This is a genomic window from Rhizobium indicum (genome assembly GCF_005862305.2).
Taxonomy (GTDB): domain Bacteria; phylum Pseudomonadota; class Alphaproteobacteria; order Rhizobiales; family Rhizobiaceae; genus Rhizobium; species Rhizobium indicum.
On record NZ_CP054021.1, the window covers coordinates 1896675 to 1910968 of the forward strand.

Here is a 14294-nt window from a genome sequence, read left to right on the forward strand (position 1 = left end):
TTAACAGAAAGTGAGAATTCGGCCCGCCCCGCACAATTCTTAGGACTATCACCCCAAAAATGGCCGCCTCATTTCCGGTAGGTATGGCCGGTTGCGTCAAAGAGATGCAACTTCTGCCTGTCAGCGGCAAACCGCATCCTCTGGCCCTTCTTCACATCATAGATGCCGGGCAGCTTGACGACGATCGGCTCGCCCGGAACCAGGCCCTCGATATAAAGCAGGGTCACTTCACCGAGCGCTTCGACGATCGACACTTCACCTTCAAACAGGTAGTCGGCGCCATCGGCAACCCGGAGATCCTCCGGACGAACGCCGAAGCTTGCCTGCTTGCCCATTTCGGACGCATCGGTTGCCACATCGAGGGTCACCGACATGCCGCCGGTCAGCGTCACGGTCGTCTGGCTTCCGGTTCCGGCGATCGTCGCCGGAATGATGTTCATCGCCGGCGAGCCGATGAATTTCGCGACGAAGAGGTTTGCCGGGCGCTCGTAGAGGTCCAGCGGCGCGCCGACCTGCTCGATATTGCCGGCGGAGAGAACGACGATGCGATCAGCCAGCGTCATCGCCTCGACCTGGTCGTGGGTAACGTAGATCATCGTCGTATCGGCCATCTGTTCGTTCAGGCGGGCGATCTCGATGCGGGTCGCGACGCGCAGCGCGGCATCGAGGTTGGACAGCGGCTCGTCGAACAGGAAGACCTTCGGATCGCGGCAGATGGCGCGGCCGATCGCCACGCGCTGGCGCTGGCCGCCGGAAAGCGCCTTCGGCAGGCGACCGAGATATTGGGTCAGCTGCAGGCTCTCGGCCGCCGCTTTGACGCGACGAGCGATTTCCTGCTTGCTTTCGCCGGCGATCTTCATGCCGAACGCCATGTTATCGAACACGGTCATATGCGGGTAGAGCGCATAGGACTGGAAGACCATGGCGATGCCGCGCTTGGAGGGCGGCACGTCATTGACGAGATGGCCGTCGATATACATCTCACCGCCGGTGATCGCCTCGAGACCGGCGATCATGCGCAGAAGCGTGGACTTGCCACAGCCGGACGGACCGACGAAGACGATGAATTCGCCCTGCTTGATATCAAGGTCGATACCGTGGAGAACGTCCACGGAACCGTAGGATTTGCGGATATCCTTCAGCGTCAGTCCAGTCATTTCTCTCTCCCTGTGTTCCCTGGGCCTGTGTTTCCTTAGGCCTATGTTCCTTAGGCAAGACGGGCGAAATACGCCCCCCAGGCCGGAATATCGATCTTGTCGCCATAGTTGTTGCTGGTAAAGCCGTGGCCCGTCAATGCCTGCCATTCTCCCGCAGGCAGAATGACGGCGGCCTCGGTCGGGCTCATGTTGAAGATGCAAAGCAGCTTCTCGTTGCCGTATTCACGGGTGAAGACCAGGCTATCGCCCTGTTGTTCCTCGAATTCGATCTCGCCCTTGGCAAAAGCCGGGTGCAGCTTGCGGAAAGCGATGAAGCGGCGATAGTGCTCCAGCACGGAAGCCTCGTCGCCCAGCTGGACGCTGACGGCACGCAGGATATGCTCGACCGGCACCGGCAGCCAGGGCTTGACCGTCGAGAAGCCGCCCTGGGCGACCTGGCTGTCCCAGACCATCGGCGTGCGGCAGCCATCGCGGCCCTTGAATTCCGGCCAGAACTGGATGCCATAGGGGTCCTGCAGATCCTGATAGGCGAGATCGGCCTCGGTCAGCGCCAGCTCCTCGCCCTGATAGAGGCAGACGGAGCCGCGCATGGTCATCAGCAACGAGGCGTAAAGCTTGGCAAAGGCGTCGTGATCGGCGACCAGCCCGCCCCAGCGGCTGACATGGCGCATGACGTCGTGATTGGAGAAGGCCCAGCAGGCCCAGCCATCGGGTGCGGCGGCTTCGAAATCCTGCATCACCTCCTCGACACGCTCCGGCGTCAGCGGATCGGGCGCCAGGAATTCGAAGGCGTAGCACATGTGCATCTTGTCGTTGCCGGAGGTGTATTCGCCGACGATTTCAAGGCCGCGCTGGCTGTCGCCGACTTCGCCGACGGCGGCGATCGCCGGGAACTCCTCGAGAACGGCGCGAAAGCGCTTCAGGAAAGCAAGGTTTTCGGGCCGGTTCTTGTCATAGAGATGCTCCTGGAAATTATAGGGATTGACCGCCGGCGCCGTCGAGGCGTTGCGGCGTTCGGGCGCAAGCGCCGGATTGTCGCGCAGCTGCGTGTCATGAAAATAAAAATTGATGGTGTCGAGGCGGAAGCCGTCGACGCCGCGATTGAGCCAGAAGCGCACGACATCGAGCAGACGGTCCTGCACTTCCGGGTTATGCAGGTTCATGTCCGGCTGCGAGGTCAGAAAATTGTGCATGTAATATTGCATGCGCGTCGGATCCCACGCCCATGCCGAGCCGCCGAAGATCGACAGCCAGTTGTTCGGCGGCGTGCCGTCCGGTTTGGCGTCCGCCCAGACATACCAGTCGGCCTTGGCGTTGGTCTTGCTGGAGCGGCTTTGCACGAACCAGGGATGCTGATCCGAGCTGTGGGAGATGACGAGGTCAATCATCACGCGGATGCCGAGGCGATGGGCCTCGGCGATCATCGTGTCGAAATCCACCAGCGTGCCGAAGATCGAATCGACGTTCTCGTAGTCGGAAACGTCATAACCGAAATCGCGCATCGGCGAGGTGAAGAAAGGCGAGATCCAGATCGCATCGACGCCAAGGCTTGCCACATGCGGCAGGCGGGCGGTGATGCCCTTGAGGTCGCCGATGCCGTCACCGTTCGAATCTTGGTAAGAGCGCGGATAGATCTGATAGATCACCGCGCCGCGCCACCAGTCCTTGTCAGGGGTCGAGATCGATTGGGAAGCCACGTTCATGGAATATCCTGTTTGAAGTCACGTTCGGGAATGGTCAGCCTCCCTTGACCGAACCCGCCAGCAGACCGCGCACCAGGTAACGCTGAAGCCCGAAGAAGACGAGCAGCGGCACGATGATGGTGACGAAGGCTGACGCCGTCAAAATCTCCCAATTGCCACCGCGCGAGCCGAGCAGCGCGTTCAGGCTGCCGGTCAGCACGATGTGGTCCTTGTCGGTGCCGAGGAAGACCATGGCGACGAGCAAGTCGTTCCACACCCACAGGAACTGGAAGATGGCGAAGGAGGCGAGTGCCGGGAAGGACAGTGGCAAAACGATGCGGACGAAGATCTCGAAATCACTCGCGCCGTCGACGCGGGCGGATTCGATGATCTCCTTCGGCAGGCCGGCGATATAGGCCCGCAAGAGATAGATGGCGAGCGGCATGCCGAAAGCGGTATGGGCAAGCCAGATGCCGGGATAGGTCTTCGACGGCTGGCCGAGCATGTTGCCGATCTCGTTGTAGAGGCGCAGCAGCGGGATCAGCGACATCTGCAGCGGCACGACGATGAGGCCAACGACGAGCGCAATCAGCAGCCCGCGGCCGGGAAATTCCATCCAGCTGAGCGCATAGGCGGCGAAAGCGGCAATCAGGATCGGGATGATCGTCGCCGGGATCGTCACGGTCAGCGAGTTGATGAAGGACTGGCCGATACCCTCGCCTCTTAGAACCGTATTGTAGTTCTGCAGCGTGAATTCCGGCGGCGCCGAGACGGATGCATAGATGCGCTTCGGGCGTTGGTCGGGCGAAAAGGCGGTGTTCTTCACATAGCGGTAGCTGCCATCGCTGTTGATCTGCAGGGTTTCACCGTCGCCGAGATCGGCGGTCTCCCCGGCCTTAAAGGCGGCCGGCTGCTGTATGCGGTTGCCGAAGGCCTTCACCGCCCGGCCGGCCTGACCTTCCAGCACATTGCCCGAGATGACGTAGCTGGCGCCCTCTTGCTTTTGCTGGTCGGGTGTACCGAGGCGGACCGCGGCGGTTTGCGTCGAGCCGACGAAGGCCGTCCACCAGCCGGAGACGACGATCTGGTCCTTGTCGCGCAGCGCGCTGACGAAGATGCCGAGTGTCGGGATGAGCCAGATGATGACGATCAGCAGAACGGCTGCGTGAACAAAGAGACGGGCGGGGCCTATCTTGAAGTAACTTCCGATAGCGGTCATCTCAGTGGCCCTTCAATTCGCGATTGGCGCGGCGCACGTTCCAAACCATGATCGGCGTGACGGCGAGCATGATGATGATGGCGATGACCGCACTTCGGCCGGAATCACCGCCACCGCGGAACATCCAGTCGAACATCAGGTTCGCCAGCACCATCGTCTGCCACTGGCCGTTGGTCATGGTCAGCACGATGTCGAAGACCTTGAGGACGAGGATAGTGATCGTCGTCCAGACGACGGCGATGGAGCCCCAGATCTGCGGCACCATGATGCGCCAGAAGATCTGCCAGCCATTGGCGCCGTCGATGACGGCGGCTTCGATCGTCTCTTCCGGAATGCCGCGAAGAGCCGCCGACAGGATGACCATCGCGAAACCGGTCTGGATCCAGATCAGGATGATCATCAGGAAGAAGTTGTTCCAGAAGGGAATGGAGATCCACACCTCCGGCGTGCCGCCGAAGGTCTGAACGATGGCGTTCAGCAGGCCGATCTGGACATCGTTGCCGCCGCGATATTCATAGATGAATTTCCAGATGACCGAGGCGCCGACGAAGGAGATCGCCATCGGCATGAAGACGATGCTCTTGGCGATATTGCCCCACCAGATGCGATCGGTCATCACGGCGATGACGAGGCCGAAGAAGGTGCAGGCAGCCGGCACCACGGCGAGCCAGAGGATGTTGTTGAAGATCGACTGGCGGAATTCGCGGTCACCGAGCGCCCATTTGTAATTGGCGAGGCCGACGAACTGCAGACCGGCGCGGTCGTAGAAGGAGAGGATGAAGGTCGCAACCACGGGATAGACGAGGTAGACGACGAGCAGGAAGAGCGCCGGGCCGATGAACAGCCATGGCCGGACGAGCGCGCGGCGGTTCAGATTGCGCGATGCCGCTCGGATGTCGCCATCCTTCACCGGCAGAGCCATGTCCAGAATCTTATTTGAAAAATAGAAATAGGCCGAACACGCGATCACGGCGGCGAACACGACGCCCAAAGCGGACACTATCTGCAACAGCATTTCGTCCCTCCCCTGCTTCCCCTGATCTTATTCCGATCGGTTTTTAATTCTGACGGGTCGACCTCAGTCACCGTCAATCTCTTTGATTGCCTGATCACAATATATCCTGCGATGGCCGGGCTCTTTGCGAGCCCGGCCAGTCATGCAAGCCATGCCGCCGGCAAGCCGGCAGCATCGTCTTGAAGGATTACTTGATGCCGTCCCAGGCGCTCTGGATTTCGCCAGCGGCCTCTTCAGCGGACTTGCCACCGACGAAATCGACCATGCCCGTCCAAAAGGCGCCGGCGCCGATCTTGCCCGGCATCAGGTCGGAACCGTCGAAGCGGAAGGTGGTGGCCGACGTCAGGATATCGCCTTCCTTCTTCATCTGTGGGTTGGCATAGGCCTCGGTGCTGACGCTCTTATATGGCGTCAGGAAGCTCGACTGCGCCATCCAGACCTCATGGGCGATCGGGGTCTTCAGGAAGTCGATGAAGGCGCGGGCCGTCTTCGAGTCCTTGGCGATCGAGACGAGCGTGCCGGCGCCGAGAACCGGCTTGCCGAGTTCGGGATGCGAAGCAAAGGTCGGCATGTAGAAGAAGTCGGCATCCTGACCGAGCTTCGTGCCTTCAGGGAAGAAGGACGGGATGAACGAGGCCTGATGGTGCATGTAGCACTTCGGCGGAACCGCGAAGAGGCCCTTCGGGCTGTCGCGGAAATCGGTCGAGGCCACAGCTGCGACGCCGCCATCGACGTACTTCGCGTTCTTGGCGAACTTGCCGAACTCGTCGATCGCGGCAACGACGGCCGGATCGGTGAACTTCAGCTCGTTGGTCGTCCACTTGTCGTAGGCTTCCGGCGGCTGCATGCGCAGCATGATGTCCTCGACCCAGTCGGTCGCCGGCCAGCCGGTGGCGCCGCCGGAACCGAGACCGATGCACCAGGGAACGCCGCCGTCCTTGACGATCTGGTCGGTCAGGGCATGCAGCTCTTCCATGGTCGTCGGGATCTTGTAACCGGCTTCCTCGAAATTCTCCGGCACGTACCAGACGAGCGACTTTACGTCGGCCTTATACGGGAAGGCGTAGAAGGCTTCCTTGCCATCCTTGCCCTTGTAGGTGCCGTAACCGACCCAGCTGTCGCCGGCGCCGTAATTGTCCTTGATCCACTTGGAGTTGTCATCGCCGAGCGGCGTCAGGAAGCCCTTGCTGGCGAGATCGGCCAGGAGGCCCGGCTGCGGCAGAACGGCAATGTTCGGCGGCGAGCCCGCCTGCGTGTCGATGACGATCTGCTGTTCGTAGTTTTCGGAAGAAGAGTATTTGGCATCGATGCCGGTGGCTTCGGTGAAGTAGGCAAGCACGCTCATGAAGAACGCCTCGTCCTCGCCGCGCCACGGCCCGAAGATCGTCAGCGGCTGACCCTTCAGATCGGCATGCGCAGCCTTGAATTCGTCATAGCTCTTCCAGTTGAACTTGGCATCCTGCCCCGGCGCAAATTTCAGTTCGGCCGCAGATGCAGCACCGGCAAAAAGCGCTGCCACGGCAACGCCCATCAAAAATGACTTTTTCATGTGATCATCCTCCCATCACAATCCCAACCGCGCTGAATTCCCTCAATAAAGAAATTTCAAAGCGCTTTGACACCCAACTCATTCCACTTTCGGTGGAATGGAGTCAAGTCAATTCGCGAAAACCCGCTGTGAACACGCCAAATATCGCGGCATATCGCGGCGCAACAGCGCCTATCGGGAAATATGGAGCGATTTTTCTTGAGTCAAGCGCGCCAGATGATACATACTTGAAAGCGCTTTGGATGCCGCTGGGAGGCGGCAAGCCTTTTCAAAACGGCTGACGGGCGGGCTCGGAGGAAGCATAGCAGGTGAATCTCAAACAGCTATCGCAATTGCTGGGGCTGTCTCAGACGACGGTGAGCCGGGCGCTCAACGGCTATCCCGAGGTCAACGAGGCAACCCGGGAGCGCGTGCTTCAGGCTGTCAAGGAAACCGGATACAGGCCGAACAAGGCGGCGCAGCGGCTTGCGACCGGCAAGGCAGGCTCGATCGGCCTCGTCATGCCGACGGCGCCCGGCCACCAGTCCGACGTGCATTTCGGTGAATTCCTGGCCGGGCTCGGCGAAGAGGCCGTGCGCCACGATTTCCACTTCGTGATCATGCCTGCCGACCCGGATGACGAGGTGGCGGCGCTGCGCCGCCTTGCGATCAGCGGCAATGTCGATGCGCTGTTCGTTGCCTATATGCGCGGCCACGACCCGCGGCTCGCCATGCTGAAATCGCTCTCCATGCCCTATGTCGTGCACGGCCGGTCCTTCGGTTCGGAGCCGGACTATCCCTATCTCGACATCGACAATGAAGGCGCCTTCTACGATGCGACGCGGCTCTTGCTGCAGCTCGGCCATACGCGCTTTGCGCTGATGAATGGACCGATGCATCTCGATTTCGCCATCCGCAGGAAGAACGGCGTCGTATCGGCCCTTGCCGAGCGCGGGCTCACGCTCGAGGAGGGTTGCATGAGCCACGCGCTGATGACGGACGAACAAGGCCTGCTGGCGATGGAACGCTTCCTGCAATTGCCGGAGCGGCCGACGGCGATCCTCTGCTCCAGCACGGTGCTGGCGCTCGGCGCGATCCGCGCGGTCAACCAGGCCGGATTGCGGCTCGGTGAGGATATCTCGCTGATCGCCCATGACGACGTGCTGCCGTTGCTGAAACCGGAAAGCTTTTCCGTGCCGCTGACGACGACACGCTCTTCACTGCGGGCGGCGGGCGTTCGCATCGCGCAGCGGCTGATCGGCACGGTCAAGCAGGCCGGCCCCTTCCCCGACCAGGAGCTCTGGAAGACCGAGCTGATCGTCAGGGCCTCGACCGGTCCCGTTCCCCAGGCCTAGAATAGGATGATTTTAGGCCGGGTCTGCCTAAGGTCAGAATCCTGTTCTGCATCATATAGTTAGAGCATGATTTCGTCCGAAAACGCTCACACTTTTCGGCATCATGCTCTAATCAAAACTGCGGCGGTGTCTGCCCTGCCGTGCGATGGGCGGCAATGACCGTGTTGGCCATCAGCATGGCGATGGTCATCGGCCCGACGCCGCCGGGAACCGGGGTAATGGCGCTGGCGACCGCCGAGACCTCCTCGAAGGCGACGTCGCCGACGAGCCGGGTCTTGCCCTCGCCTCTTTCGGGGGCTGCCACCCGATTGATGCCGACGTCGATGACCGTTGCACCGGGCTTTACCCAATCGGCCCTGACCATCTCCGGCCGGCCGACGGCGGCCACCAGGATATCGGCGTTACGGCAGACCTCGGCCAGATTCTTGGTCCTGGAATGCGCAATCGTCACCGTCGCATTGGCGTTGAGCAGCAATTGCGCCATCGGCTTGCCGAACAGGTTGGAGCGGCCGATGACGACGGCGTTGAGGCCGGAGAGATCCTCGCCATGGGTGCGGCGGACGAAGACCATGGCGCCGGCCGGGGTGCAGGAGACCAGTCCGGTCTTCAGATCGCCGGTGGCAAGCTTGCCGGCGTTGACGACGCTCAGACCGTCGACATCCTTTTCCGGCAGGATCGACTGGATGATCGCCTCGCTGTCGAGCGGCTTCGGCAAGGGCAGCTGCACCAGAATGCCGTGGATCGACGGATCGGCGTTGAGGGCAGCGACGAGAGCTGCCAGATCCTCCTGCTTCGTGTCGGCCGGCAGCGTGTGCTGAACGGACTTGAAGCCGCACTCCTTGGCCATTCGCCCCTTGGAGCCGACATAGGCGTGGCTTGCCGGGTCGTCGCCGACGATAACGACCGCAAGGCCGGTGGTGACGCCGCTGCTCTTTTCCAGCGCCGCCGTCGCACTCTTGACCGTCTGAATGACCGATGCAGCTACGTTCTTTCCGTCGATTACTGTCGTCACGCGTCTCTCCGCCCTGTTTCGCGTCAATCTATGGATACTCGGCGAGCGTCAATTGCCCGCTAACGCCCTATCCTGTCGGAAAGCGGCAATGCAATAGCAAGCTTGCAAGGAAATGTTCGTTCAGCGCAGCGGCTGCCGCGCTTCGAGCGAATGAACACGAAGCCGGTCGCGCAGACCGGAGATTTCGGAGCGCAGCAGCTCCATTTCGTCGACCGGCGCGGGGCCCGGCACAGGCATCGAGGGCAGCGGGGCCTGCGGCCGGGATACGGGCATTTTCTCGCTTGCGGAATCGGCGACGGGCCTACGCAGCCGGAGCAGGAAAGCCGCAGCAAGGCCTATCGCAAGGCCCGCCGCGGCACCGGTCAGCGCGCGGCCGATCAGACCATCGCTTCCCGATACTGCTGTTGCCAAAGCCGGCTTCAGGAGAACGATACGACCGTCGGCGGCCGCTTCCACCGCTGCGGACGCCGCCTCTTCGAAGCGCGAGCGAGCGGCATTCGCCCTTTCGCTGAGTTCGGTCAGGCGTGACAAATCGACGCCGGTGTCCCGGCTCTGGGCGATCAGCGTGTTGCGGCGATCGTTCAGGCCCTTGCGCGCATCGACGGCGGCCTTGGCTGCGAGGTTGGCACTCTGGGCAAGACGGGTCAGCTCCTTGCCCATATTCTCCTTCAGGCCGTCGGTTTCGGCCTGCTGCTGCAAGAGGCGCGGATGGCGCGGGCCGAGCTCGGCCGAAAGCTGCGCAAGCGTCGTTTTGGCGACGGCATATTTGTCACGCCAGTCCTGCAGCGCCGGCGAAAGCATATCGGAGGGGAGCGAACCGTCGAGCACTTCGGCAAGTTTTGCGGCCTTGAGCCGGTCGGTCTGCGCCTTGGCGGCAAGGATGTTCTGGTCGGCCGCTTTCAGATCGGCATCGAGCCGGTCGATCTGGCGGCGAAGATCGATCGCCACCTTGACGTTGCCCTCGCCGCTCTTCGCCGTGAAGGCGGCAAGCTCCGCCTTGACCTCGTCATAGGTTTTGCGCAAGGCGGTATCGGTCTCGACGTTGCCGCCGGGTCCGTCTGCTGCGGACACCGCTTCGGCAAGCCTTGCGGCGACGCGCATGGATTTGCCGCTGTCGCCGGTCGTTACCCTGACGAGGACGGTGCCGGCAGCGGTATCGGGCAGTACCTCGACCGCATGTTTCAGCGTCGCTTCGGCGCGCGAGGCCGGATCGGCAGCAGCACCGGTCGCCGAAAGGAGATCGAGCGCGATGCCGAGCGCATTGGCACTGGCGCCGGCAAATTCGGGATCATGATCGAGTTTCAGGGCTGCGACCGTCGAAGCAACCACCCGCGCCGACAGCAGCCCTTTTGCCGCGGCTTGGGTGAAGGCAGCGCGGCTTGCGGCATCGCTCTTCACCGCAAAGGTCGCCTCGGCACGGTAGAGGGTCGGCGAAGCTGGCATCAGCGCCGGCAAGCCCGCGCCAATGATCGTCGTGGTGGCAACCATCATCGCAAGGCCGATCCCGCTCGCCCGACGCCGCGGCGCTACCGGCTGGGGCTCGGCGGGTCCTTCACGGACCGCGGCCAGCGGTTCGGGTGAGATCATCGGCTCGTCGGCCGGAACGCTCAGCTCTTCATCGCCCGCCGGCTCCTGAGGAAGCGGACGGCCGACGTCGTTGGCGGCCCGGAGGCGGTTACCGAGGATGGTTTCGATGCGGTCGACCAACGGTGCGGTGCGCGCCGCCCTGGCGCGCTGCTCCTCCAGCACCCGGCCGATGGCGCGCAGCAATTCGGCCTCAGGCGGCGCGATATCAGGCCGACTCGACCGGGGCGCCCCGTAGGAATTCTCATGGGGGCGCGGCCCTGCGGCTGCGCGATCCTGGAAGCTGTTTCTGGCCCTGATATCGTACATTTGCGCCACATCTCATGCACATGATGGCCGAGTTCGCTCATCCGCACGGATGCAGATGATTAAGTCACTCTAAATATTCATGGCAAAGAAATGGTTAACCGCAGCGGGCAAGAATTGCTAAGCCGCGCATCTTGTTAGACGCGCGGCGCTATAAGGTCAGCTCGCCTTCTTATGGTCCGACCGCGGCTGCAGCGCGGTGCCGTGCTCTTCCGGATGGCTGAGGATCCTTTCGCGCCGGCGGAAGCGGTAACGCAGGACATGGAAGAGAAACACCGGGATGCCGATGATGTAGCGGCGCCAGAGGCGCGTCGGCTCCTGCAGCAGGCGATAGGCCCATTCCAGGCGCATCATCCGCACCGTCCTCGGCGCGCGTGGGACGGCGCCTGAGACGAAGTCGAAGAGAGCGCCCACCGTCAGCACCAGACGTGCATGATCGGCGCGAATATGATCGTGAACCCATTTTTCCTGCAGCGGCGTCCCCATACCGACGATCAGGATATCGACCTTCTGGCGCTCAAGCTCCTCGATGACATCTGTGGGATCGACCTTGTCGAAGTAGCCGTCGGAAACGACGACGAATTCGTGCCAGGGCGTGTGCCTGCGGAAATTTTCCGCCGCCGCCTCGACGACCGAACGCTCGCCGCCGATGAGGCCGATGCGGCGCGGGGCCTCCATGAAGGTGAGGAAGGCCGGCACGAAATCGGTGCCATTCAGATTGGCGGGAAACGGCGAACCATGGGCGATCTGCGATGCGATGTTGAGGCCGATACCATCAGGCAGCACCAGATTGTGCGACATGATCCGGTAATATTCGTCGTCGCGCAGCGCCGTCAGCATGTTGTGGGCGTTGACGAAGCAAACCACGGTCTGGCCGACGGGAATGGAGGCCAGCTCGTTGATGAAAACGAGGGCGTCGTCCCAGCCGAGATCGCAGACCGGCAGATCGAAGATCGTCCGCCGCGATGCGAGCACCGCGAAGTTTGCAATCAGATTCATTCCTACCTCCTGCCGAGGGTGCTGCATGCGCCCGACATCCCGGAAAACAAGCCCATATTTCCGCACCGGAGGTCTCGAAAGGACCGGTCGCGTCCCGCCGGGACGGCGTCGCTCCGATTTCGGATAAGCGGCGCATGCCAAGCTGTGACACCTGATATAACAGGACGGTTTCAAACAACCCTTAGGAAAATTCCTTGAATTTCCATGCTCGTATAAGTCGTTTATTAACCACGCGCGCCAACGACAAACGGCGCCCTCGGGCGCAGTTTGTCGTCGATGATCGGATGATGTCTAAAGCATGTCGCGCAAAAGTGTGCAGCGGTTTTGCGACAACGACATGCTTAAAAAACAAAGACCTAAAGCGCGAGGAGCGAATGAAAGATCGCGACGCGCTTTAGTGGGCCGCTGGCGCCGGTGCTTCGGCGGCCGGTGCGGTCTCGACGATGTTGACAGGTTTGCCCACCTTCTTCGGCTGACCGGCGGAGCTTTCCTTGACCTCTTCCTTGGAGAGATAGTCGAGCTGCTCCAGCATCACGTCGGCGACGTATTCGCCGCCGAGGCGCTCGTTCATGCCCTTCTTGATCTCCTCGCGGAAGGCCTTCGGATCGAAGGATTTGATGTGGGCGATATCGACCATCTTGTTGCCGACGAGCAGACTGAAAAGCTCGTCCGTCGTCATCTCGCTCAGCGGCAGCGTCACGCCTTTCAGCATGTCCTTGTTCATCATGAACGAAACGCGGCCGAGGAAGTAACCGGTGATCGCGCCGTTGCCGATGATCGGCACCGTGATCGTTTCGCCCTTCACCAGTTCAAGAGCGCTCTGCTTGGAATCCGTTGCTGCGGGCGCCGGCGCGGTCGCCAGGTACACCGAGAAATAGACCGATGCCAAGGTGATGGCGCAAACCCAGACACCGGTGAGGACGAGCTTGATCATCAGTTTCCACGCGCGGCGAATTGTTCCTGGGAATAGGTGCCGTCGGCATCGGCGTCCTGAACTGCGTTCTTCAGGAGGTCGGCGACGGCGCGAACCGCTTCGAGATGCGCCTCGACGCGGCGGGCATTGAGAACCAGTTTCTTCTTCAGGCCGTGCAGCTGATCGAGATGGGCAGCGGCAAGCTCGGCCGGATCGGTGTCGCGGAAAAGCATCGACAGCTCGTAGAGGCAGCGGCTCTTATGCGCATTGGAGACCTTGAGATCGAACTGCGGATCATTGCCGATCCGGGTGTTCTCATTGTCGATGATCATTTCGAGGCGTCCGAGAACGGATTTGATCCTGTATTCGTTCGAAACTATTTCCATTGTACCCTCGGTTATGCGTCGCTTAGAGCATGATGCCGAAAAGTGTGCGCGGTTTTGGGACGGCATCACGCTCTAACTCTTTAATTGAGAACAGGATTCAGATTTTAGACCAACGGGCCTAAAATCATCCTGTTCTATCGGTCTTGGCTTCGGCGGTCGGCGTGCCAAAGGTCTTGCGCTGGAAGTCGTCGATCATGCTGAGCGCGGTGTTGCGGTCATCGTCGTCGGTGGAGGCATTGACGATCTTGCCTTCCTGGCGGCGCAGCTGCTCGCTGTACATCTGCTTGGCGATGCCAATGCCGTCACCCTTGGCCATGACGTTGCCGAGCTGTTCGGCCATCATGCCTTTCCAGATATCGCCGGTCGCGCCCTTGCCGTAGACGTCTTCGCTTTCGTTCGGCAGCATGGACTTGACGAAATTCTGCAGGACCATGGCCTCGAACTTCCGGTAGCTTTCCGGAACTTCCTCGGTCTTGGTGCGGTTCTGGATGTTGGCGAGGCCGCTCTTCTGGCCGACATGATCGAGAACGTCGACCGTATTGGAGAAGCCCTTGCCATTCTCGGCAAGGCTCGTTGCGGCAAAGGCCGCACGATTTGCCTTCAACTTTTCCTGGGCCGCCTGAACCTCCATGGGGTCGGCAGCTTTGACAACGTCCAGGACCAGATCACTGGGGGGCGAAATAGCCACGTTACAATCCTCTGAATTTAAGATCGTAACGACTATGGTTTTTGAAGCTTGCTGGAGGCTGGCGTTGCGAATTGCTGATCGATGACATCGTAGACGGCATTGTCATCGGCCTCGCGGCGCTCTACTTCCAGCGCTTCCTTCATGCCGTCTTCGAGGCGGTCGCCCTTGGCGCGCTCGCGCGTCAGCCGCATCTCGTGGATCTGCTGCATGCCGGTCAGCTGCTGGTCCTTGATAGTGAGCCTGCCGAATCGGTCGGCGTAATTCTGCGAGAAGGCGTGGTGGACGGGGTCCATCGAGCCGAGCGCGAGGATGACGTCGTCCATCGCCACATTGACCTCGACACGCTGGCGGCTGGTTTCGGCCAGGTCGTTCTCGGCCATTCTTTCGATATGCCGCTGCACCGAGAGCAGCCGCTTGAGCTTCTGGGAGCGCTTCTTTTCGATCATATCA

The 14294-nt window shown here is 61.3% G+C and carries 13 protein-coding genes; 1 reads left to right on the top strand and 12 read right to left on the bottom strand.

Annotated elements, in window-relative coordinates; translation table 11 throughout:
* Positions 1-68: 68 nt before the first annotated feature.
* From FFM53_RS09405 to FFM53_RS09425, 5 genes are all read right to left on the bottom strand, one after another.
* Complete coding sequence (locus FFM53_RS09405; protein WP_138388074.1) at positions 69-1157, bottom strand: ABC transporter ATP-binding protein; 1089 nt, start codon at positions 1155-1157, stop codon at positions 69-71.
* A 50-nt stretch (positions 1158-1207) separates the two neighbouring features.
* On the bottom strand, positions 1208-2860 hold the full coding sequence (gene bglA, locus FFM53_RS09410) for a beta-galactosidase BglA (RefSeq protein ID WP_138388075.1): 1653 nt from the start codon (positions 2858-2860) through the stop codon (positions 1208-1210).
* A 34-nt stretch (positions 2861-2894) separates the two neighbouring features.
* The gene (locus tag FFM53_RS09415) at positions 2895-4058 is read right to left on the bottom strand and encodes a carbohydrate ABC transporter permease (protein WP_138334350.1); all 1164 of its coding nucleotides are present in this window, start codon (positions 4056-4058) and stop codon (positions 2895-2897) included.
* A gap of 1 nt (position 4059) precedes the next feature.
* Positions 4060-5073, bottom strand: coding sequence for a carbohydrate ABC transporter permease (locus FFM53_RS09420; protein ID WP_138334351.1), 1014 nt, complete (start codon positions 5071-5073; stop codon positions 4060-4062).
* A gap of 187 nt (positions 5074-5260) precedes the next feature.
* Positions 5261-6622, bottom strand: coding sequence for an ABC transporter substrate-binding protein (locus FFM53_RS09425; RefSeq protein ID WP_138334352.1), 1362 nt, complete (start codon positions 6620-6622; stop codon positions 5261-5263).
* Between the two features lie 308 nt (positions 6623-6930).
* Between FFM53_RS09425 and FFM53_RS09430 the strand changes: the two genes are divergently transcribed.
* Entirely contained in the window at positions 6931-7956 is a 1026-nt protein-coding gene (locus FFM53_RS09430) for a LacI family DNA-binding transcriptional regulator (RefSeq protein ID WP_138388076.1), read from the top strand.
* A gap of 112 nt (positions 7957-8068) precedes the next feature.
* On the opposite strand, the gene folD is transcribed toward FFM53_RS09430, so the two are convergent.
* The 7 genes from folD to FFM53_RS09465 form a co-directional block, all read right to left on the bottom strand.
* Complete coding sequence (gene folD / locus FFM53_RS09435; RefSeq protein WP_138388077.1) at positions 8069-8968, bottom strand: bifunctional methylenetetrahydrofolate dehydrogenase/methenyltetrahydrofolate cyclohydrolase FolD; 900 nt, start codon at positions 8966-8968, stop codon at positions 8069-8071.
* Between the two features lie 120 nt (positions 8969-9088).
* On the bottom strand, positions 9089-10861 hold the full coding sequence (locus tag FFM53_RS09440) for a GumC domain-containing protein (protein ID WP_138388078.1): 1773 nt from the start codon (positions 10859-10861) through the stop codon (positions 9089-9091).
* 156 nt (positions 10862-11017) lie between these two features.
* A complete protein-coding gene (locus FFM53_RS09445; protein WP_138388079.1) occupies positions 11018-11857 on the bottom strand; it encodes a WecB/TagA/CpsF family glycosyltransferase in 840 nt (279 codons plus the stop codon).
* 394 nt (positions 11858-12251) lie between these two features.
* Complete coding sequence (locus FFM53_RS09450; RefSeq protein WP_138388080.1) at positions 12252-12791, bottom strand: hypothetical protein; 540 nt, start codon at positions 12789-12791, stop codon at positions 12252-12254.
* Complete coding sequence (locus tag FFM53_RS09455; protein ID WP_003556590.1) at positions 12791-13156, bottom strand: hypothetical protein; 366 nt, start codon at positions 13154-13156, stop codon at positions 12791-12793. The genes FFM53_RS09450 and FFM53_RS09455 overlap by 1 nt, the downstream gene beginning before the upstream one ends.
* 124 nt (positions 13157-13280) lie before the next feature.
* Positions 13281-13844 carry a rod-binding protein gene (locus tag FFM53_RS09460; RefSeq protein WP_138388081.1) on the bottom strand — a complete coding sequence of 188 codons (564 nt, stop codon included), beginning with the start codon at positions 13842-13844 and terminating at the stop codon, positions 13281-13283.
* A gap of 32 nt (positions 13845-13876) precedes the next feature.
* A complete protein-coding gene (locus FFM53_RS09465) occupies positions 13877-14290 on the bottom strand; it encodes a hypothetical protein (RefSeq protein WP_003545570.1) in 414 nt (137 codons plus the stop codon).
* Between the last annotated feature and the right edge of the window lie 4 nt (positions 14291-14294).

Bases quoted from the DNA above. Each gene is read 5' to 3' on its own strand.
- FFM53_RS09405 (WP_138388074.1), bottom strand. From the start codon at position 1,157: ATGACTGGACTGACGCTGAAGGATATCCGCAAATCCTACGGTTCCGTG.
- bglA (WP_138388075.1), bottom strand. From the start codon at position 2,860: ATGAACGTGGCTTCCCAATCGATCTCGACCCCTGACAAGGACTGGTGG.
- FFM53_RS09415 (WP_138334350.1), bottom strand. From the start codon at position 4,058: ATGACCGCTATCGGAAGTTACTTCAAGATAGGCCCCGCCCGTCTCTTT.
- FFM53_RS09420 (WP_138334351.1), bottom strand. From the start codon at position 5,073: ATGCTGTTGCAGATAGTGTCCGCTTTGGGCGTCGTGTTCGCCGCCGTG.
- FFM53_RS09425 (WP_138334352.1), bottom strand. From the start codon at position 6,622: ATGAAAAAGTCATTTTTGATGGGCGTTGCCGTGGCAGCGCTTTTTGCC.
- FFM53_RS09440 (WP_138388078.1), bottom strand. From the start codon at position 10,861: ATGTACGATATCAGGGCCAGAAACAGCTTCCAGGATCGCGCAGCCGCA.
- FFM53_RS09445 (WP_138388079.1), bottom strand. From the start codon at position 11,857: ATGAATCTGATTGCAAACTTCGCGGTGCTCGCATCGCGGCGGACGATC.
- FFM53_RS09450 (WP_138388080.1), bottom strand. From the start codon at position 12,791: ATGATCAAGCTCGTCCTCACCGGTGTCTGGGTTTGCGCCATCACCTTG.
- FFM53_RS09455 (WP_003556590.1), bottom strand. From the start codon at position 13,156: ATGGAAATAGTTTCGAACGAATACAGGATCAAATCCGTTCTCGGACGC.
- FFM53_RS09465 (WP_003545570.1), bottom strand. From the start codon at position 14,290: ATGATCGAAAAGAAGCGCTCCCAGAAGCTCAAGCGGCTGCTCTCGGTG.